18 protein-coding genes and 1 pseudogene are annotated in these 19,294 nt (G+C 64.5%); 6 read left to right on the top strand and 13 right to left on the bottom strand.

Annotation, left to right across the window (positions count from 1 at the left end; all coding sequences use genetic code 11):
• Positions 1-377 precede the first annotated feature (377 nt).
• Positions 378-911, bottom strand: a complete 534-nt coding sequence (locus tag NKH99_RS28740; protein WP_353017103.1) for a hypothetical protein — start codon at positions 909-911, stop codon at positions 378-380.
• 130 nt (positions 912-1,041) lie between these two features.
• Here NKH99_RS28740 and NKH99_RS28735 point away from each other — a divergent pair, with 130 nt between their 5' ends.
• Positions 1,042-2,133 carry an ISAs1 family transposase gene (locus NKH99_RS28735; protein ID WP_352458930.1) on the top strand — a complete coding sequence of 364 codons (1,092 nt, stop codon included), beginning with the start codon at positions 1,042-1,044 and terminating at the stop codon, positions 2,131-2,133.
• A 181-nt stretch (positions 2,134-2,314) separates the two neighbouring features.
• On the opposite strand, the gene NKH99_RS28730 is transcribed toward NKH99_RS28735, so the two are convergent.
• Positions 2,315-2,764, bottom strand: a complete 450-nt coding sequence (locus NKH99_RS28730; protein ID WP_352453817.1) for an N-acetyltransferase — start codon at positions 2,762-2,764, stop codon at positions 2,315-2,317.
• An 86-nt stretch (positions 2,765-2,850) separates the two neighbouring features.
• On the opposite strand from NKH99_RS28730, the gene NKH99_RS28725 reads away from it, so the two are divergent.
• Positions 2,851-3,805 (top strand): IS630 family transposase gene (locus NKH99_RS28725; protein ID WP_353017101.1). Its coding sequence is split into 2 segments (ribosomal slippage): positions 2,851-3,170 and positions 3,169-3,805, totalling 957 coding nucleotides; the frame shifts between segments, so codons are not numbered across the junction.
• A 12-nt stretch (positions 3,806-3,817) separates the two neighbouring features.
• On the opposite strand, the gene NKH99_RS28720 is transcribed toward NKH99_RS28725, so the two are convergent.
• The 6 genes from NKH99_RS28720 to NKH99_RS28695 all read right to left on the bottom strand — a co-directional run bounded on the left by NKH99_RS28720 (position 3,818) and on the right by NKH99_RS28695 (position 11,797).
• Positions 3,818-4,126, bottom strand: a complete 309-nt coding sequence (locus NKH99_RS28720) for a type II toxin-antitoxin system TacA family antitoxin (protein WP_352453933.1) — start codon at positions 4,124-4,126, stop codon at positions 3,818-3,820.
• A gap of 133 nt (positions 4,127-4,259) precedes the next feature.
• Positions 4,260-4,679, bottom strand: a complete 420-nt coding sequence (locus tag NKH99_RS28715) for a hypothetical protein (protein ID WP_352818918.1) — start codon at positions 4,677-4,679, stop codon at positions 4,260-4,262.
• Entirely contained in the window at positions 4,669-4,926 is a 258-nt protein-coding gene (locus tag NKH99_RS28710) for a type II toxin-antitoxin system prevent-host-death family antitoxin (protein WP_352818921.1), read from the bottom strand. The genes NKH99_RS28715 and NKH99_RS28710 overlap by 11 nt, the downstream gene beginning before the upstream one ends.
• A gap of 62 nt (positions 4,927-4,988) precedes the next feature.
• The gene (locus NKH99_RS28705; RefSeq protein ID WP_352453906.1) at positions 4,989-5,930 is read right to left on the bottom strand and encodes a DUF2493 domain-containing protein; all 942 of its coding nucleotides are present in this window, start codon (positions 5,928-5,930) and stop codon (positions 4,989-4,991) included.
• A 178-nt stretch (positions 5,931-6,108) separates the two neighbouring features.
• The gene (locus NKH99_RS28700) at positions 6,109-7,161 is read right to left on the bottom strand and encodes a DUF7146 domain-containing protein (RefSeq protein WP_353017098.1); all 1,053 of its coding nucleotides are present in this window, start codon (positions 7,159-7,161) and stop codon (positions 6,109-6,111) included.
• Positions 7,162-7,174: 13 nt separating this feature from the next.
• Positions 7,175-11,797, bottom strand: a complete 4,623-nt coding sequence (locus tag NKH99_RS28695) for a strawberry notch-like NTP hydrolase domain-containing protein (RefSeq protein ID WP_353017096.1) — start codon at positions 11,795-11,797, stop codon at positions 7,175-7,177.
• A gap of 182 nt (positions 11,798-11,979) precedes the next feature.
• Between NKH99_RS28695 and NKH99_RS28690 the strand changes: the two genes are divergently transcribed.
• Complete coding sequence (locus NKH99_RS28690; RefSeq protein WP_353017093.1) at positions 11,980-13,170, top strand: DUF1173 domain-containing protein; 1,191 nt, start codon at positions 11,980-11,982, stop codon at positions 13,168-13,170.
• A gap of 569 nt (positions 13,171-13,739) precedes the next feature.
• On the opposite strand, the gene NKH99_RS28685 is transcribed toward NKH99_RS28690, so the two are convergent.
• Positions 13,740-14,273 (bottom strand): hypothetical protein, encoded by a 534-nt coding sequence (locus tag NKH99_RS28685; protein WP_353017138.1) that lies wholly within the window; start codon positions 14,271-14,273, stop codon positions 13,740-13,742.
• Positions 14,274-14,372: 99 nt separating this feature from the next.
• On the opposite strand from NKH99_RS28685, the gene NKH99_RS28680 reads away from it, so the two are divergent.
• Positions 14,373-14,585: a hypothetical protein gene (locus NKH99_RS28680; RefSeq protein ID WP_353017135.1), complete on the top strand. Its 213-nt coding sequence runs from the start codon at positions 14,373-14,375 to the stop codon at positions 14,583-14,585.
• Positions 14,586-14,622: 37 nt separating this feature from the next.
• Here the strand turns inward: NKH99_RS28680 and NKH99_RS28675 are convergent.
• From NKH99_RS28675 to NKH99_RS28660, 4 genes and pseudogenes are all read right to left on the bottom strand, one after another.
• Positions 14,623-14,832, bottom strand: a pseudogene (locus NKH99_RS28675) (DUF1419 domain-containing protein); the annotation flags it as partial.
• A gap of 66 nt (positions 14,833-14,898) precedes the next feature.
• Entirely contained in the window at positions 14,899-15,426 is a 528-nt protein-coding gene (locus NKH99_RS28670; protein ID WP_353017091.1) for a hypothetical protein, read from the bottom strand.
• A 74-nt stretch (positions 15,427-15,500) separates the two neighbouring features.
• Positions 15,501-15,977, bottom strand: coding sequence for a UCP036055 family protein (locus NKH99_RS28665; RefSeq protein WP_353017090.1), 477 nt, complete (start codon positions 15,975-15,977; stop codon positions 15,501-15,503).
• Between the two features lie 72 nt (positions 15,978-16,049).
• The gene (locus tag NKH99_RS28660) at positions 16,050-18,200 is read right to left on the bottom strand and encodes a ParB/RepB/Spo0J family partition protein (RefSeq protein WP_353017088.1); all 2,151 of its coding nucleotides are present in this window, start codon (positions 18,198-18,200) and stop codon (positions 16,050-16,052) included.
• Between the two features lie 184 nt (positions 18,201-18,384).
• On the opposite strand from NKH99_RS28660, the gene NKH99_RS28655 reads away from it, so the two are divergent.
• Positions 18,385-19,005, top strand: a complete 621-nt coding sequence (locus NKH99_RS28655) for a DUF433 domain-containing protein (RefSeq protein ID WP_352718567.1) — start codon at positions 18,385-18,387, stop codon at positions 19,003-19,005.
• Positions 19,002-19,294: DUF5615 family PIN-like protein (locus NKH99_RS28650; protein WP_353017086.1), on the top strand; the 293-nt coding region annotated here is incomplete at its 3' end. The genes NKH99_RS28655 and NKH99_RS28650, both read left to right, overlap by 4 nt.

The following is a 19,294-nucleotide window of genomic DNA, read 5'->3' as shown; positions in this document are numbered from 1 at the left end:
CCTCGGGTCATGTCGTCGGCATCGCTAACACGTCGAACAGCAGCATGGCGCGTGAACCGCCTTGCGCGTTTGGCATGGCGGCACAGCGGTTTCGAGATCGGAGCCGACTGGCAGCGAACTTCACGCCCCACGGTGGCGATGCCTCGCAGCCAGGTTGGATGACCAAGCAAGCCAGGATGTTCGGCACGCTTGTACCCGCTTCAGATGCGAGACGGGTCAAGATGATCATGCTGCACAATGCCCCGCGGCTCTGCGCGTGGGCCGGATTCGAAGTAGGGTTGGCCCCGGCCGTTCATACAAGTGGAGTTGGGGCGCGGAGCCGGATCAAGCATATCGGAGATCGGACCCACCGGGCTGTCGGGGAAACCGCCCGTACATCATCCTGGCAACGCCAGACGCTCGTCCGGCGTCATGCGGGCTTCGGCCTGGCGGCGAATGTCCGGATCGACATGGCGCAGCATGGCGCACCAGTCTTCCACATTGTACGTCGTCGCCATGCTGCCCCTGGCCAAATCGTAAATGACGCACGGCTTGTTCGCGATGGCGAGCCGAAATACGTTGACGGCCGTACCGGGTGATGCGCCGTCCCAGACCATCATGCCAAAGTCGGCGCGCCGCGCCATCTCCCGGTCCTTGGCGGCGTGGACCCAGTATCCTTCGGCGCCCTCAGGAGCAGGAACATGGTAGGCAGCCCAGTCGCCCAGATTGTTGCGGGGTTCCTTGCCCGCATGGAAGACCCCGACATGTTCGTACCCGTAGCCAGCGAGCAGGCCCTGCGCCTCGGCATCGGCTCCGGGCGCGTCGCCAATCAGCACGCCGTGCTCTGCAGCGACGATCGCGCCGATGCGAGCGATGGCAGGTTCCGGCAGCTCGAATATCTCGCGTGATCCACCTATGAATATCATCGACATCGTGACTTTCCCTTCTCTCTAGCGCCCCCCGCCCCGCGCCGGCCGCCCTCTCCCTCGCCCCTGCAGGGGAATCGCATATGGCGATTTTGGGGTTGAGTTTAGGCTGAGAAAGGATTCTTTGGAGAGGCCGTTGAGCGAAGGAGCGACTGCCATTTCCTGCCTTGAGAGCTACTTTGGCGCGGTGCCTGATCCACGCGCGCCCAACGCCACGCACCGGCTTGGCGACCTGATCGTGATGATGATCGCAGCAAGCCTGTGCGGCGCCAGCAATGCGACGGAATTTGCCCTGTTCGCGCAGGAGCGCAAGCAGGCGCTGTCGCGGCTGATCGACTATGACGCAGCTCCCAGCCACGACACCTTCTCGCGGCTGCTGCGTCTGCTCGACCCGGAGGCCTTTGGTCGCGCCTTTGCTGCCTTTGCCGCAGCTTTCGCCCGAGCCAGCCGAGAGACGCCCGAGGTGGTGTCGCTTGACGGCAAGGCTTTGCGGCGAGCCTACGAGAAGGGCTTGGCAGCCAGTCCGCCGTTGACGGTGTCGGCCTTCGCCGCCGAGACCCGGCTGTGCCTGGCGGCAGTCTCGCCGAGCGATGGTGAGAACGAAGTCGAGGCCGCGCTCAAAGTCGTCGAACTCATTGATCTTACGGGCAGATTGGTCACCGCCGACGCGCTCCACTGCCACACCCGCATGGCTGCGGCCATTACCCAAAGAGGTGGCGATTACCTGCTTGCACTGAAGGGCAACCGTCGTCATTGGCTGCGCCGTGCCAACCTGCAACTGGCCGACGCCACCCCTTCCATTGCCGAGCGGACCGAGACCAGCCACGGCCGCAACGAGTGGCGGCAGGCCGAGATCGTGGCGGCGGCCGAGCCGCTGATGCCCGGCCACCTGGCCTTCATCCGCATCACCAGCCGACGCGATCAGGCCAAGCCGTTGATGCGCCTGTTCATGGCCTCCACGCTCATGTCGCCGCAGCGGGCGCTCGACCTCACTAGAGCTCATTGGCAGATCGAGAACGGCCTGCATTGGATGCTCGATGTCCATCTCGATGAGGATCTCAGCCGTGCCCGCAAGGACAATGCCCCCGCCAACACGGCCCTTCTCAATCGCCTCGCCAGAAACATCCTTCAGGCCGCCGATGCTGCCAAAGTTCCCATCAGCCATCGCATCAAGAAATGCGCCTGGAACGACGACTATCTCATCAATGCCATCACTCATATGCGATAGCCCTGCTCGCCCCTGCGAGAGGGATCGTCACCCGAAGGCCGAGACGGCGAAAGCCGGCCCGGGGAGCGGCGAGGCGCCGCGACTAGAGCCCGGCCGGCCGTAGGCCGGCGCGCCCGGACCCTGCCGCTGGTGCTCATGCGCTCGATCCAGGAGTGAGCTTCTGGCTGGCCGACAAAAGCCACTAGCTCCACGCGCGTAACGCCTCCGGCACGATCCGACCCTGTTGATCGGACAACTCGCCCTCGACCACCGCGATGCCGGGCAAGGCGTCGGCAGCGGCCCGGTCAAGGACGCGCTGCATCGCTGCGTCGCCGGCGCCGACATCGTGGTGGGCCGCGCGGTGGTGGTGCGGGCGATCGATGACTGATTGTCGCGCGGGAATGAATCCCTGCGGCGGCCGCCGGCCGGTGCGGATGGCGCGCGGTGCGCTGTTTGGCTGGATCACGCCTGGCGCGAGGCCGTAATAGCCGACGACTGCGTCCTGGTCGTGAACGATCTGGACGCGGGTAAACCCGCGGGCCTGGTTCGTTCGGGCGAAGCCGGCCAGCCAGGCGTCGAGCGCGGCTTTGCTGCAATCGAAGCTGCCGAGGCGGTGCGCGTCGTTGAGGAGTTCGATGCCTGAAAGCGCCACCTAGAGCGTCGGACGTTCAGTTTGAATCGCGAGGGATTCCAGTGAGGCGTGGTTCATGATTCACTTCCTGTAGGAGGTGATTTGCCATGCCCAAGCCCTATTCGCTCGATTTGCGTGAACGTGTTGTGCGGTTTGTCGAGGCTGGCCACTCGCGGCGTGCGGCGGCGGCACATTTTGGGGTGTCGGTTTCGTTTGTCGTGATCCTGATGAGGAACTATCGAAAGACCGAGAGCCTGGCGCCCAAGGCCAGCGGTGGCCGCCGCCATTCCAAGCTCGACCCGCATCGTGCGTTCCTGCTTGGCCGTGTGGCCGAGAAGGATGACATCACCATGCCGGAGCTTGCCGCCGAGCTGGCCGCTGCTACAGACGTCCAGGTCGCTCCTGCCTCGATCTCGCGCTGGCTCATCAGGAATGGCTATCGCTTCAAAAAAAACGCTGCTGGCCAGCGAGCAAGATCGTCCCGACGTCAGCAAGGCGCGGCAGGAGTGGCAGACCAGGCGCCAGCCGCGGATGCGGCTTGAGCCACATCGGCTGGTGTTCATCGACGAAACCGGAACCACTACGAAGATGACACCTCTGCGCGGCCGCTGCCTAAAGGGCCAACGGCTGCGCTCAAAGGCACCGTTCGGGCATTGGAAGACGCAGACCTTCATCGCCGGGTTGCGCTGTCATGGGCTCACGGCCCCTTTTGTTATCGACACGCCGATGAACCGGCGCATCTTCGAAACCTATGTCGAAACGCAGCTCGCTCCGACGCTGGCAAAGGGCGATGTCGTCATCCTCGACAATCTCGCTGCCCACAAGAGCCCGGCCGCCGAGGCAGCGATCCGGGCCAGAGGCGCATGGCTGCTCTTCCTGCCGCCCTACAGCCCAGATCTCAATCCCATCGAAATGGCATTCGCCAAGCTCAAGGCGCACCTGCGCGCAAAGGCCATCAGAACCATCGACGCCCTGTGGCAGGCCATTGGCGATATCTGCAATCTCTTCTCTCCAACAGAATGCAGAAATTACTTCGCAGCCGCAGGGTATGGACTCACATGAAAGTCCGCCGCTCTAGCGGTCCCAGGGCGAGGACCGGCGCAACCGCTCGGCCGCCTTCGGCGGGGACGCAGCGGCGGGGGGTGAGATCGCCTGCACTAAGGCGTCATAGGCTTCCGGGAAGACGCGGATGACGGTTTCGTTGAGGATGGCGGCCTGCGCCTCGTGGAGTGCTGCGCGCCGCATGAACTCCGTGCGCGACAGGCCGAGCAGCTGCGCGCCGCGGTCGATGATCGTGAGATCATTGTCGCGAAACCGCATCGAGACGGATATCTTCCTATTTGCGGCGGCGGCCATGGTGCGTACCTGTGCTGGAATGGACATACGTCGGTGCAATGCAGCATGACACCGGATTTGCGTGACGAAGCCATTCCTGTTCCTGCGACCGGCGTACAGGCATGCGGAAACGGCGGACTGATCCGATCCGAGGTATGCTCCCTGCCGCGAAAAGAGAACGTCAATCCAGACGGCTGACGCGGCGGCCCTCGCTGCGCGCTTCGATAAAGGCGCCTGCGATCTTCATCATGAATGCCTTGCTGAAACGACCGAGGGGTTTACCGTCGGATTCGATGTACCAGGAGCGTTCGGCAATATCGTAGTTGTATTCGTCAACCACGATCCAGCAGCGCTTGAGATCGCTCAGACCGGCGCGGCGGCACTCGATAGCGGAGACTTCCAAACCGACCCGGTCTGCGGGCGGTGGCTGGGTGGTTATCGCCAGGAGCGCGAGATGGGTCAGGCCGTCTCTTGCGCCGCGGACAGCAATGACCACGCAGGTCGGCCGGCTCTTGCGGCCTTCCGTTTCGCCGCGCTCGTGTTGCCATGCCCAGAGATACGGGTAGGAGATCACCTGACCAGGCAGAAATCTACCGCTCATCGTATCCTTCCCCGCGCGCCAGTCGGTCGATCTCGGCGACGAAGAGTTCCGTCTGTTCCTCCGGCATCTCGGAGACATGGTATGCGCGGCGGGGATCGCCGCCGATGCGCATCCGTTCGTAGTGCTCGTAACTCATCAACACGAACCGGGGTTTGCGGTGCTTGGTAAGAATAACGGGTTCGCGGCTGGCAACGTCGGTGACGTCGCCAACCTGCTTGTTGAGATCCCCCGTCGTGAACTGGCGCATGGCTGGACTCCTTATCGATCTCCATATTATCTGGATTTTCTTGATTTGCAAGAAAACGGCGCTCACGCGCCGTCCTCCGCGAACCGCCACACGGGGATGCCGAGCCGACGCGCCTTGTCGGCCAGGTTCTCGGTGATGCCGGAACCGGGAAAGACGATCAGGCCGTAGGGCACCACCGAGAGAAGCTGATCGTTGCGGCGGAACGGAGCCGCCTTGGCGTGTCGGGTCCAGTCCGGCTTGAAGGCGATCTGGGTGACCTTGCGGTTCTCGGCCCAGCAGGCGGCGATGCGTTCGGCGCCACGCGGGCTGCCGCCGTGGAGCAGGACCATGTCGGGATGCTTCTCGCGGGCCTTGTCGAGCGCGTTCCAGATCCGGTCGTGATCGTTGCAGTCGAGACCACCGGCGAAGGCAATCTTGGTGCCGGCAGGAACGAGCACCTCGGTTTCGGCGTGGCGGCGGGCGGCGAGAAAGTCGCGGCTGTCGATCACCGAAGCGGTCATCGCCTGGTGGGAGACCTTGGAGCCAGTGCGCGGCCGCCATGCCGATCCGGTTTGTGCCTCGTAGAGGTCGGCAGCCTCATCGCGCATGATTTCGAGCACGTTGCGGCGCTCGATATAGGTGATGCCTTCCGCAGTCAGCCGCTCCAGCTCGACGGACTTCACCTCCGAGCCGTCCTGCTCCTGCTGGCTCGAACGCTGCGCCTCCTCATTGCGGTCGAGGTTGCGGGCGACGCGCTCGGCTGCGCGGTGGAAGACGTTTGCGAAGGACCAGAGCAGGTCGTCAAGATCGGGTTCGAGCCTGGTATCGCCGAGCATGCCGGCGAAGCTCTCGACGATCCCGGCGAGGCCAGCCCGGATCACCTCGTCGTCGGGAAGTGGCCGAGGATCGGGTTCGTCCTGATGCGGGCGATGACCGTACATCTGCAGTTCGAGGATGACACGATCGGTCGGCGAGGAGGCGTGGTAGGGCTCATAGGCCTCGTCGAAAGGAAGCTCGTAGGTCATGGCGTGTCTCCATCGGTTGTGGCCGCGCCTATCGCGGCCTGACAGCGCATCCCGGCCGCGTCCGGGGGGTGGCAGGGGTCGCCTCTCGGGCAGGCCGCCGGCGTGGCTCTCCGGCGGACCGCGATGCCTGCAAGGCTTCCGGTGATGCCGCCCCTGCCCGCCTGCCAGCCCGACCCGTTCATCCGGCCGGCAGGAAGAGACGGGCATCCTCCGGGAGGAGCTGATCGCTGAGCCATGTGGCGAGATGGGCCGGGCCGAGATGACGCAGATCGTCGTTGAAATCGCCGAGCTGCGGCCGCAACGCCAGGGCGAGGATCCCGGCCTCGCCTGCGCGCTGGCTGAGACGCTCGATGCCGTGCCGGCCGGCGGCGTCGGCATCGGCCGCGATGTAGAGGCGGCGGCAGCCGGGCGGAAGCCTCAAGCCGGCAAGGTGATTGGCCGAGGTGGCGGCGGCCACCGGCAGCACCGGCATCACCGCCTTAAGCGACGCCATCGTCTCGAACCCCTCGCCCGCGGCCATGACCGGGACGGGCGCACCGGGCTGGTGGCCTAGCCAGATGCCGTTGCCAAGGAGATCCCCCAGCGAGCGGCGTGGATCCGCGAGTTGCGCCTTGCCGACCTTGCCGCTCGGGTCGAGCCCAGGGGAGAGGTAAGTGCGTTGCAGGCCGGTGATCTGCCCGTCGAGGCTGGTCACAGCGGCAATCAGCGCAGGAAGAGTCTGCGTCTCGCCCGTCACGAGATCCCGGTAGTAGCAGCCGGGATGGAAGCGCAGCGCGCGCTCATGCGTGGAGAGCAGAATGCCGCGACTGGCGAGGTATCGTTCGGCCAGCGTGCCGGCGATCGGCTGGGACATGGCGCACAGACGCCGCGCGGCGTCGGGAGAGCCGCGTTTCGCGGCTGGCTGGCGGCCAGGGAGCTGGGGCGGTGGCAGCGGCATGGAGAGGAAGCGACGCGCTTCATCCGCGATGTCACGGAAGTCGACGAGGCCGCAACTTTCGCGGATGACATCGAGCAGATCGCCAAATTCGGAGGTCGCCTCATCGACCCACTTACCCGCAGGGCCCTTGGTACTGGTCTTGAGCCGAACATGCATGGAGCGGCCGGTCGTGTTGCGGGCATCACCGACCATCCAGTAATTGCCGGAGCGATGGCCGTTGGAGAGATATTCGCGGCACACGGCCTCGGCGTGTTCGCCAAGGCGGCGTGCCAGCTCGGATGCCGAGCCGGACATGACCGCCTCCCCCTCAGGCCGCTGCTGTACGGTCGGTGACGCCAACCAGCGTATGGCGGTCGAGGAGCGCGGCGAGGATGGCGGAGCCTTCGTCGCTTGTCGGGATGAACAGCCGCAGCTTCCAGGAGATGATCTCGGAGATCAGTCCCAGCGCCTTCAGCCGAGGGACCATCGCGTCGGTGAAGCCGATCAATTCGACACGATAGTCGTTCATGACCCGACTGCGGCGCAGAATCAGGCCGTCGGCAAGCTGCAACCCGATCCGCCCCTCGATCAAGCCGGTCCATGCCTCGTCCGGAGCGAGTGTCGGAACATGGTCGACCCCGAGATTGCGCAACATGGTCGCGACCAGCGTCGGCGCGATGTGGCGGCCGATGATGCGTTCGCCGGCATCGGTCTGCATACGATAGACTCGACAGTCGTCGTCCGGCAGCCGACGCCAGATCGGCAGCAGCAGACCCGTCATGATGTGGAAAGTGCTGGTGGTGAACTCCGGGACGGCGTCGATTTCTGCCTGCCAAAGCTCGCAGAACAGTTTCCGGTCGGCCGGCTGCCAGTGTGTTTCGGCAAGGGCGTCGAGACCGAAGCGCAGCTCGTCCGTCGGCCGCAGCAAGCGCACGCGGTGCTCTATCGCGCCGTCATCGAGCATCAGGCTCGCGGTCGGCAGCTGTATTGCCGCGCGGCTCGAACGTGTGTTGACCAGCAGAACCGATTGGGGCTCCGCATTGGCAATGGCCAGCGCGTCGACCAGCCCGAGCGGCCGGATGCGGTCCTTGCGCGCGACGGTGAGCACGTGCGACTGCGCGCCGGAGACCGGATGGGTATAGACGGTCCTACGATCAGTGACGACGATGCTCTCCGCCGTGATCGTCTCCAGACCCTTGTCATAATTGCCGGCGGCGATGGCGCCTTCGATCTTTGCTGCCATCAGTTGCTCGAACACCTCGAACAGCAGGTTCTGGGTTTCGATGCGCAACGCCAGCAGGCGATTGAGCCAGGTCGTGATTGGCGGCAGCTCGTCCCGCAATCCGCCGTCGTCACTCGTCAGCGACAGCCCGGTCACCGTCTCGAAGGTCGTGAGCGAGCAGCCCTCGATCTTGCCCTGGTGCAGCAGATGATAGAACTGCCGCAGCGCCGCTCGGGCGTAGGCGCTTTCGAGATTGTCTTCGGCACGGAACAGCCCTGCCCCGCCGGTCTGGCGCTGACCGCGCGTGATCGCGCCCAGCGTGTCGAGCCGGCGTGCGATCGTCGCCAGGAAGCGCTTGCCGGCCTTTACATTGGCGGCCATGGGCCGGAACAGCGGCGGTTGCTTCTGATTTGTGCGATGGGTCCGACCGAGACCCTGGATGGCGTTGTCGGCGCGCCAGCCGGCCTCGAGCAGATAGTGCTTGCGCAGCCTCTGGTTCCTGACACCGAGATCAGCGTGGTAGGAGCGGCCAGTGCCGCCGGCGTCGGAGAAGACCAGAACGCGCTTGTCGTCATCCATGAAACTCTGGGTCTCGGCCAGATTGGCCGAGCCGGGGCGGTTTTCCACGGCCAGCCGGTCGATACGGTCGCGGCCGGATTTCTTGACGATGCGGCGCGAGCGGCCGGTCACCTCGGCAACCGTGTCGGTGCCAAAGTGATGGATGATCTGGTCAAGGGCACTGCCGACCGGCGGCAACGACGCAAGCCGCTCGACCATCTCGTCGCGCCGCCGAGCTGCCTCGCGGCACTGGACCGGGTTGCCATCTTCGTCGTGCACAGGCCGCGAATACACATTGCCTTCGGCGTCCGAGTATTCCTCGAACAGCTGGATGGGGAAGGAATGCATCAAGTACCCGCCGACATACTCCCGCGGCGTGACGTCGACATGCAGGTCCGACCATTCCTCGGTCGGGATCTCGGCAAGGCGTCGTTCCATCAGCGCCTCGCCGGTCGAAACGATCTGCACGACTGCCGAATGACCTTCGAGCCGATCCTGCTCAATCGCGCCGATCAGAGTCGGCGTCATCATCGAGGTGATCAAATGCGAGAAAAAACGTTGCTTGGTACTTTCAAAGGCCGAGCGCGCCGCCGATTTTGCGTTGCGGTTCAGCGTGCCGGACTCGCTGGTGATGTTGGTCGCCTCGAGTGCGGCGGTCAGGTTGTTGTGAATGACCTGGAAGGCGTCGGCATAGGCGTTGTAGATGCGGATCTGCTCCTCGGTCAGCGCGTGCTCGAGCAGGTCGTATTCGACACCGTCATAGGAAAGCGAACGCGCTGTATAGAGGCCGAGCGACTTGAGATCGCGGGCGAGCACTTCCATCGCCGCGACACCGCCGTCCTCGATCGCGGCGACGAATTCGGCACGGTTGGCGAATGGAAAATCCTCGCTGCCCCAGATGCCGAGACGTTGCGCATAGGCGAGGTTCTCGACGGCGGTCGCACCGGTCGCGGAGACGTAGACAATGCGGGCATCGGGCAGCGCGTGCTGCAGCCGCAGTCCCGCCCTGCCCTGCTGCGAGGGCGCGACGTCGCCACGCTCGCTTTTGCCGCCAGCGGCATTGGCCATGGCGTGCGCCTCGTCAAAGACGATGACGCCATCGAAAGATTTTTTGGCCCCCGACTGGTTTTCTCCAAGCCCTGTCTGGCTTTCTTTAATCGCCGTCGGGCCTTCGGTCCTTCCCGCCCAGTTTTCTCTGTTCCCCGTCGGGCCTTCGTCCCTCCTCGCCGGCTTCTCTCCAGTCCCTGTCGGGCCTTCGGCCCTCCCCGCCTCTTGGCCAACCCAGTCGAGGATCTGAGCGATCCGCGATTTCTTGCCCTCCCGTTCCTGTGAGCGCAGGGTTGCGTAGGTCGTGAACAGGATGCCTTCGGCAAGGCGGATCGGTGTGCCCTGCCGATAGCGCGACAGCGGCTGGACGAGGAGTTTTTCCTGGCCGAGTGCTGCCCAATCGCGCTGGGCGTCTTCCAGCAATTTATCCGACTTGGAAATCCAGATCGCACGGCGGCGGCCCTGCAGCCAATTGTCGAGGATGATGCCGGCGACCTGCCGGCCCTTGCCGCAGCCGGTTCCGTCACCCAAAAACCATCCACGGCGGAAGCGCACAGCGTTCGCAGCACCTTCTGGTGCGGCCGAGACGACGTCGCAGGTCTCGTAGATCGTCCAGGTCCCGGCGAGATGGCCGCAATGGGCTTCGCCGGCATAAATGACGCTTTCAAGCTGGGCGTCCGACAGCAGGCACTTGTCGATGATCGCGTCAGGAAGAAGCGGCCGATAGGAAGGTTTTGGTGGCGCGACGGCGGCCATTGCGGCCGACTGCACGAGCGGCGTCGGATGCGGTTTGGCGCGGGGGACGTGGATCGACTGGAGCGCATAGGGCTCGTAGATCGTGTCGGTGAGTCGGCCGCCCTCCTCTGGCATCCAGTCGCGCAGCTCATAAGCAAGGGGAACGGCAGGCATACTATTTGCCATGACCTGGCCAGCGGGCTTCGCCGGCGCAATCGGACGGACCGATTGAATTGCCTTTGGAGCAGCCTTTGACCCAGCAACGGGTGCCGCTCTCGCCGCGCATCGGGCGGCCATGTGCGCTGCTGCCTTCCTCAGGATCCCGTGCGACAGAGCGCCGATCGAATCCGGAAAGCCGCCCGGTGTGCGGGGCGGCAGATCCGTGATCCAGGAGAGCAGCGTCTCGACGTCAGCGGCCTTGCCGGGTGACCGGACGCAGCCGGTCGGGTCAGTGGCCGGCACCTTGTCGATTACCGTCAGGCGGGTCTCAGTGGTGGTGCCATGGCGGGCATAGACACGGCCGTCGATCGCAGCGGTGAAGATGACGGTGCCCTGCTGCCGCAGCCGCTCAAAGGCGCGCCGCCATTTCGGGTTCTCGGGAGACAGCCCGGTGCCGGTGATGGCGACCAGGCGCCCGCCCGAACGCAGGCGTGCGAATGCGGAGGAGAGGTGCCGCCATGCCGCATCGGTGACATGGCCGTCGACATAGGCGCCGACGGTGAAGGGCGGATTCATCAAGACGACGGACGGCTTGATCGCAGGTTCGAGATGATCGTCGATATGGGCAGCGTCGCGCCGAGAGACGGGCATGCGCGCAAACAGCAGGCCGAGGAGATCGGCCCGCGTCGCGGCAAGCTCGTTGAGGGCGATCGAGGCGCGCGCCATCTCGGCATGGACGGCGAGCAGACCGGTGCCGGCCGAGGGTTCGAGAACGAGGTCGCAAGATGCGATCGCCGCAGCGTGCGCTGTGACGAAGGCCAGCGGCAAGGGCGTGGAGAGCTGCTGCATGGCCTGGCTCTCGTCGCACCGTCGCGTATGGGTGGGAAGAAGTTCGGCGAGGCGCTTGATCATCGCCAGCGTTGCCTGCGGCGTGGTGGACCGGGACAGGATCGCAGGGCCGAACCGGCGCAGAAACAGCACCTGGGCGACTTCGAGCGCCTCATAGGCGTCCTTCCAGACCCAAAACCCTTGCGCGTCGCTGCCGCCAAAACTTGTCGTCATGGCCGTGCGCAGCGCGGCGGTGGTGACAGGCTTGCCCTGCTCTAGGAACGGCAGAAGCCGCATTGCCGCCTGATAGATCGCCTGGGCGTTGTTGATGGGGGCCTGCGTCGGCGCGCCGAGGGGAGCGGCCGTCCGGGCAACGGCAGATGTGGTCGAAACAATGTTCATGGAGATGTCCTTTGCGAGAGGGAGTGGCGCCCGCGCCGGCACTCTCTCCGCGCCAGCCGGGCCGCACTCCTTCCGGCTCCCCTTTGCCTCTGGCGCGATGCACCAAACGGGTTGCGCTCTGCGCAAAGCCATGACTTGATGCGCGGACAGGGATGCGGCGGCGACCTGGAGCTGCGGAGGTGATGCGACGGTTCAGAATTGGCAGTGAGGTCTACGAGGAGGGAGCGCCTGACCTGCAGGCGGCGCTGGCGAACGCCTATGCCCGCACCGAGCGTCCGCTATGCCTGTGCCGCGAGCCGGGCTGCCCGATGTACATCGCCCGCATCGGCGACCTTCACCTGGTCAAGCGCATGCCGCTGAGCGGCGGCGGGCATGATCCATCCTGTGATTCATATGAATCGCCTTACGAACTGTCCGGCCTGGGCGCCTTGATGGGCAGCGCGATACAGCTCGATCCGCAAAGCGGCTTGGCGGCTTTGAAACTCGATTTCAGCCTGTCGAAGACGGGGAGCCGGGCAGCGTCCGCGCCTGCTGGCCAGAGCTCCGCCAGTGTAGCCGCCGACCCCAGGAGGATGTCGCTGCGTGGCCTCCTCCATTATCTGTGGCACGAGGCCGAATTGACGGTCTGGACATCCCGATGGGCTGGCAAGCGACATTGGTGGAATGTCCGCTGGCATCTGCTCGAGGCTGCCGGGCAAATGACGGTGAGGGGCGGGCCGCTCGCGGATATCCTGTTTGTGCCCGAGCCGTTTCGCGCCGAGAACAGGCAAGCGATCGAACATCGTCGCAACGCGGTTCTCGGCATGGCGCTCCCGCCGAAATCCGGCCCACGAAAGCTACTGGTTCTGGTCGGCGAGGTGAAGGAAATCATGCCCGCCAGATCGGGTCAGAAACTCGTCATCAGACATTTGCCCGGTTTTCCCTTCATGATCGACGATGCATTGCACCGCCGCTTGCAGGGGCGCTTCGAGAAAGAATTGTCGCTGTGGGAAGCGGATTCCAGCTCACATCTGATAGTGATCGCGACCTTCGGATTGAACCCGGCCGGCCTCGCCATTGTCGAGGAGGTCGCGTTGATGGTGGTATCCGAGAACTGGATTCCTTACGAGACGGTTCCGGAGAAGCGGCTGGTCGACGCGCTCGCCCGCCTTCACGAGAAGAGCGTGAAGGGATTGCGCTACGACCTGCAAACCGACCAGCCGATCGCCAACGCTTTGCTCCAGAACAGGCAGCAGCCGATCGCGCTCTTTGTCGTCCCCGCCGGTGCGGACGAAACATTCGAGGCTTCGTTGCAGGATATGGTCGCGAACCGGCCGGAGATGGGTGCGTGGACCTGGCGGGTCGGTGACGGGGAGATGCCGGCCCTTCCATAGGCTGGGAACGACATCTCAGATTTCCATCAATGCCGTGAATCGATTGGCGGCCATCAATTCAGACATGCGTTGGACAAGGATCCCCGTTGTCTTGGACCATGACGGTATGGTGAGGGGTGACCAGCGATCGTCTTTTTCGGTGACCATGCTGTGGGTTTGCGAAGATCCGCGCGTAAGCACAGTGGGCGCCTGATCGTTGTCAGCGTTGAACTCGGCATGCCATTCGAGCTGTCCGAACCCCGCGTTGCATCGGCGAGCGAGACGCTGGAGAGTTGGCTTTCGCATCGGCCTCCGTCCAGGGCGGCACCGCGGTCGATGGTTGCGTTGGGTGGACGATAGGCCTTGGCCAGCGTAGATGTGACCCGATCCCGCAACGGACCGATTCCCATCCGAAGGTGGTGCAATAAATGAAGCGGCAGAGCCGACCCTTCATCGTCGAGGTGAAGAAGAAGCGTGGCGAATCCGCGCGGCAGCGTTCGATCTAGGGAAATCTCGATCTCGCTGCGATCGACGCGGAAACGGCGCGGGAGCTGACGAAGATCAAGTCGGATGTTAGCTGTTATGGCGAGTCATCCGGCGGGTCGCGGCGTTCTTCGATAATCGCCCTGGCCTTCTCGACTGCCGCGATCGCCTTCGGCAGCCAGCGCTCGAACTCTACGTTGGAAAGGCCCATCGGCTGGGATGGTTCTGGATCGCGGAGGTTGGGACGGTCGGGCACGGCTGAGGACGAAGACCTCGTCCGTGTTGGCCTCGAACAGCATTAGGATGCGGTCGCCGATGGCGACACATTCGTTGATCCAGCGACGATCGGAATCGCAGTACCTTGTAGTTCGATCGGGCGGCACATAGACAATCGTGAAGTGTGACAGCGTCTCGCCCGTCGGCGCCGCATAGAAGTGCTCTTCCATCTCGATGACGACCCCGCCGGTGCTGTAGGAGGTGGCGACCGTGTCGCCGGGACGTACGAGATCGGCGACCGTTAGCGCTCCTGGGGGCGTGCGCCGGTATTGGCGGCGATCTGGGGCACCGAGGCTTGCGGTGTAGGTCGAGTACGCCATAGGTGTCCTTGCCGGCCCCTGGCGGGTGTTTACGGGGGGCCGCATCGTTGTCTCCTCCCCTCCTGGCGCCTCGTGCGCGAGTTGCCGGCAAGCGGCTGTCGATCTCGTCGTCCGACAGGTCTTCGAGCAGTTTCAGGATCGTTCGTGGCCACCGTTGTTGACGAGAACGACGCGTTTGCCACGGTGGTCCGCGGGCCAGGTGTGGGGATTGATCTCGCCGCCGATCCCCCTGAAGTCGGGATGCGTCGCGTTCCAGATCGCCTCGAGCTTTTCCGCGCGGACATGCTGTCGCTCGCGCCGGTCTCGTGGGCGATGATTGCGGTGCGCATCTTGTGTCCGGGGATTGCCGATCCGTGAGGTCGCAAAAGCCATGAAAACAGCGTTCGCGGCCCCGGATCCGGATCGCGAAGAATACGCTGGTCACGTTGCCGGCCTTGAACTCCGACATGCCGAACATGCCGGTGCGCTTGAACACCGGCGGCAGCAAATCGAGCATGAAGTGGTCTTCTGACGCGGTGATCTGGAACCACTCGCCTGAATAGGGAGTGCCGGAAAGCGGATCGATGCCGGGAGTGTCCTTGTGTCGGCTGAACAGTTGGAACATCTGCTCGCGGGTGGCGACGCCGTCGAGCACCTTCCTGAAGGGTGGATGTGCGGTCATGGGGTTCTCCTAAACGCGGGTCGGCCACGCGCGGCATGAACCGCGTCGTCGCAACTGTTTGGTGGTGTTGTGGCTGGCGACGGGCCGACCCTGCGGCCGGTGCGTGCACCGGCGGTGATGGCTTTTGCAGGGTTCAGGCGGCGCGCCGTTCGGAGGAACGCGAACCGTCTCGACCAACCCCAGTGATGGCGCGGAGGCGGCGGCGAGGGCCGGAATGTCGTCGAGCATGTCGAGCGCGACGAAGTGATTGGCTCCGCCGGTATAGTCCATGCGCCCCTTGCAGGTCCGGATCAGGATGCCGTGACCTGAGGACAAACCGAACTGGCCGACCTGGATGTAGGCACGGTCGTGGTGCAGGATAATTTCATCGGAAACCGCTATGCCCGCCTTGTTCGAGCGCAGGTCAAAGCAGCCCGAGGGCAGGTTTAGTTCGGCGGCGAGTTTCTTCAGCCGTGAACGGGCTGTCGCGTGGAAACGTCTCTTGTGCTGCTCGTCATAGGAGCAGCTTCTGTTCCAGTCGAACATGTCGATCTCCATGAAATGGAACAGGCCCGCGATCGCTCGCGCGATCCCGGGCCCGTTCGTCAGGGTGGTTCTATGCGGTGAGGCGATCAGGCGGCCGCGCGGCCCTCAATGACGTCGGCGCCGACCTCATCGGCCGAGACCTCTTCGAGATAGGCTCGGCTGTACGAATTGCTGGCGAGCCAGCGTTCGGCCGCCTCGCGATCCTTGGCGAGATAGAGCAGTTCCGGGCTGTCCCCGAGTTCCTGCAGGACGCGGACCATGCCGATCATGGAACGCTCCATGACCTCGAAACGCAGGTCGCTTTCAACGGACCATGTGCGCCTGACCGAGACGACGATGATGCCGCCCTGCCCGAAATCGCCCTCATGCAGGGTGAAGTAAGCCGGCGAGCTATAGGTCGCGCGCTCGCGCGGCGGTTCCTTCCTGACCAGGCGACCGACGCCGTTGCGGCTCTCCCAAGCGGCGAGCTTTTTGGTGAAGCGAGGCGGCGGCTTCGCCGCGCCGGAGCGGTACCGGATAACGCTCCCCAATGGGGCGGATTCGTACACGATATGTGCGGACATGTGGATTTCTCCATGCGGAAAACGAAAAAGGGCCCGGCGCGAGTGCCGGGCCCGGTGCGAGCGTGAGGCCGACTATTCAGCGGCCTGGAGGTGGTCCGCCTCGTCGCCGTCGATGGTCACCGGCTCATCGGAGGACGGATCCGCATCGTCGGCGAGAAAGGCCGGCAGCTCGGCGGCATCGCCGTCGCGAGCCGCCTCGTCCGACATATCGCCGGCGACCGCGTCGCCGGCATCGGTAGCCACTTCATCGACCTCAAGACGCAGCGGCTCGGGCAGCCAGTTCGACCCTTCGAGAAGACGCGCGGCCTCACGCGCCATGATGTCCTTCTTCATGTGGTCGATCAGCTGCGCGGAGTCTGCGCCACGAGCTTCATGGACTGCCTGTAGAATCCGCGCCTTGGTGAGCCGCCCGAGGAACTCGACCCTAGGCGTCCAGCCGGCGTCGACCATGCCGAACTGGAGGGAACGGCCAAGCACGTCTGCATGCTTGAGCGCCTTCGGTCGCCTGTTCCAGGGTTCGACCACCGCATTGAGGGTCAGCGAGACGCAGTGCGCGAACAGCGCCTTGCGGCTTGCTTCGTCGAGGCCGAGAAGGAAGTTCCACAGGCCATCCGCCTCATCGGGCAGATCGCGATCCCAGGCTTCGTGGCGCTCGGCGATCTCCTTCGCCCAGGATGTCTCGGCAAGACCGTCGGCCTGGCTGAAGCTGCCGCTCTTCAGGCTGATCTCCAGGCACGTGTCCGGCGCGAAGCGATAGAAGACCTGCAGGACGCAGGCATGGAGTGCGGCGACGAAGGCGATGTCGAAGTCACGGGCGAGCGCGTTGCGCAGTGCCAGCGTCCGCTGCGCGGTCAGGTCGAAGACGAGCCGATCGGGCAGTGGCTTGATGCCATCGTCCTCGCCGTCGTCGCCAGAGGCGTCGTTCACCGGCTTGCCGTTGACGACAACACCATCGCCATCGTCGTCGCCATTGGATCGGGTTCCGCCGTCGGCGCCCCCTTCCTCGCCCTCATCGACGTCGCCGGCTTCGGTCCCCGGCTCGTCCTCGGAGCGCACGAAACCGGCGTCGACCTGGAGCTTGCCGTCCGCGGCAAGCGTCACGAACACTCCGGCAATGGCCTTCTGGGCGGGATCGTAGCTTTGAGGCCGGTCGTCGATCGCATCGAGATCGGCACCCAGCTGCTCGAGCTTCGCCTCGATTGCTTCGTCAGCATCCTCGGCCTTGGCATAGTCCGCATCCAGCTTGTCGTATTCGGCCTTTAGCGCGTCGTAGCGTTCGATCTCCTCGGCGCTGAGCTCCTGCGCCTCGGCGTAGATGCGCCGCATGCCGGAGGTGTGGCCATAGGGAAAGCTGATTGCCGCCTCGACCCATTTCCAGCCTTCGGCGCGGATCGCCTCGGCGTCGGCCGTCAGCCTGTCGAAGACAAGCTGCTCAAGAAGTGCGGCATCCTGGAACCAGCCGCCGGAATCCTGGTCGAACAGGTCGCGCAGGATGACGCCGCCGGCCGCCTCATAGGCCTCGGCGCCGACATAGACGGCCCGGCGATCATCCGCCCGGACCGTCGTCTCCGTCAGCAGGCGCCTGATGTAATAGGGTTCCTGCGTGTGCGAGCCGGATATCCGTTCCCAGACCTGCTCCTGGCGCGCGTGATCGTCCGAGATCGAAAACGCCATGATCTGTTCGAGCCGGATTTCGTCCTTCTCGTAAAGATCGAGCAGCCTCAGTGACACCGATGCCAGCCGCAGGCGCTGCCTCACCGTCGCCGGCGATACGAAAAAGCGGGCGCCGATCTCCTCCGGATCGAGGCCCTGATCGCGGAGCGTCTTGAAGGCCCGGAACTGGTCGAGTGGGTGCAGGTCGGCGCGCCGCAGGTTTTCGGCAAGCGAGTCCTCTTCGGCCGAGGTCTCCTGCCTGCGGTTGACGATGCAGGGGATTGGCTCGTTCTTGGCCAGGCGCTTTTGCTTGATGAGGATGCCGAGCGCCAGATAACGCCGCCCGCCGGCGGGCACCTCAAACATGCCGGTCTCCTCGCCCTCGCCGTCGAGCACGGGACGGACGTTCAGGCTCTGGATGAGCTTTCGCCGTCCGATGTCTTCGGCCAGCTGCTCGATCGACACGCCGTCCTTGATGCGCCGAACATTCTTTTGCGACAGCATTAGCTTGTCATAGGGAATATTCTCCGCGGCGTTCATCGCGATCTTCTGAATGGCGTTCTTTGCCATGGTCAGGTTCTCCATGACGGGCGGCCCGGGGCCTCTCCCCGAACCTCCAAGCCCGTCAGGAATCTCCCCTCCCCCCTCTGCCTCCAGGCCTCGCGCCGGCGCCGGCCGCCTGCCGCAAAGCTTCGCTGGACTGCGGACGGCAGAGTGACTATATATCTTCCATGAACGTGGAAGGATTATTGTCATGCCAGGGTTTAGTACCGAAGTGCTCACCGCCAATGAGGCGGCGGCGGTAACGCAGGTGCCGCTCAAGCAGGTGCATCGCATCATCGATGCCGGATTGCTACGCGGCCGTGTCGAGACACGCCGCGGCAGCCGCGTCATCATCGGAGCGGGTCTCGTCGGCCTACGCCTCGCCTGGCTGACGGCGGAGACGCTGACGCCGGCCGCGCGGCGGCGGATCGTTGAGCACGCCATTGCCGATGATGCTGCGCCCGTAGTCGCGGACGATCCGCTTAAGGTCGACCTGAAGCCGATCACTGCCGGGGTAAGGACCGGCCTCAGCCGGCTGAGGAAAGCCAAGGCCATGGTGGCGCGCGATCCAGCGGTACTTAGCGGTCAGCCGGCCTTTGTGGGAACACGCGTGCTTGTTCATGATGTTGCCGACATGCTCGCCAATGGCGATACTCCCGAGACGATCCGTGCCGCCTATCCGCAACTGACTCTCGACCGGATCAGGCTCGCGGCCGACTATGCGCTCGCCTATCCGCGGCGTGGCCGTCCGCCGGTCAAGCCGGCGTGGCGCAGCACGGCGGCGAAGTCGACACGCACGATCCGTCTCGACGATCTGCCGGCCGTTTCGTGAAATTCCTGATCGACGAATGCCTGAGCCCAGAGCTTGCGAAACTGGCGCGCGAACCGCGTTTCCCCGAGTCGAGCCATGTGCGCTGGCTGGGCCTCGTCGGCGCCAAGGACCATATGGTGACCCGGCGCGCCGTCGATGACGGCTGTGTGCTCGTCACGCACAACACGACCGACTTTCGCGGCCTCTATCGCCGCGAGGAGCTGCATGACGGGCTGGTCGCCTTCAACACCGCACCTGGCCTGATGAGCCTCGATCTCCAGCGCAGGCTCTTTCTTCTCGCCCTTTCCGA

Source organism: Mesorhizobium sp. M0854 (assembly GCF_040319815.1).
Classification (GTDB): Bacteria; Pseudomonadota; Alphaproteobacteria; order Rhizobiales; family Rhizobiaceae; genus Mesorhizobium.
Note: the sequence above shows the minus strand (reverse complement) of the source record. Positions and strands in the feature narration are given on the sequence as shown.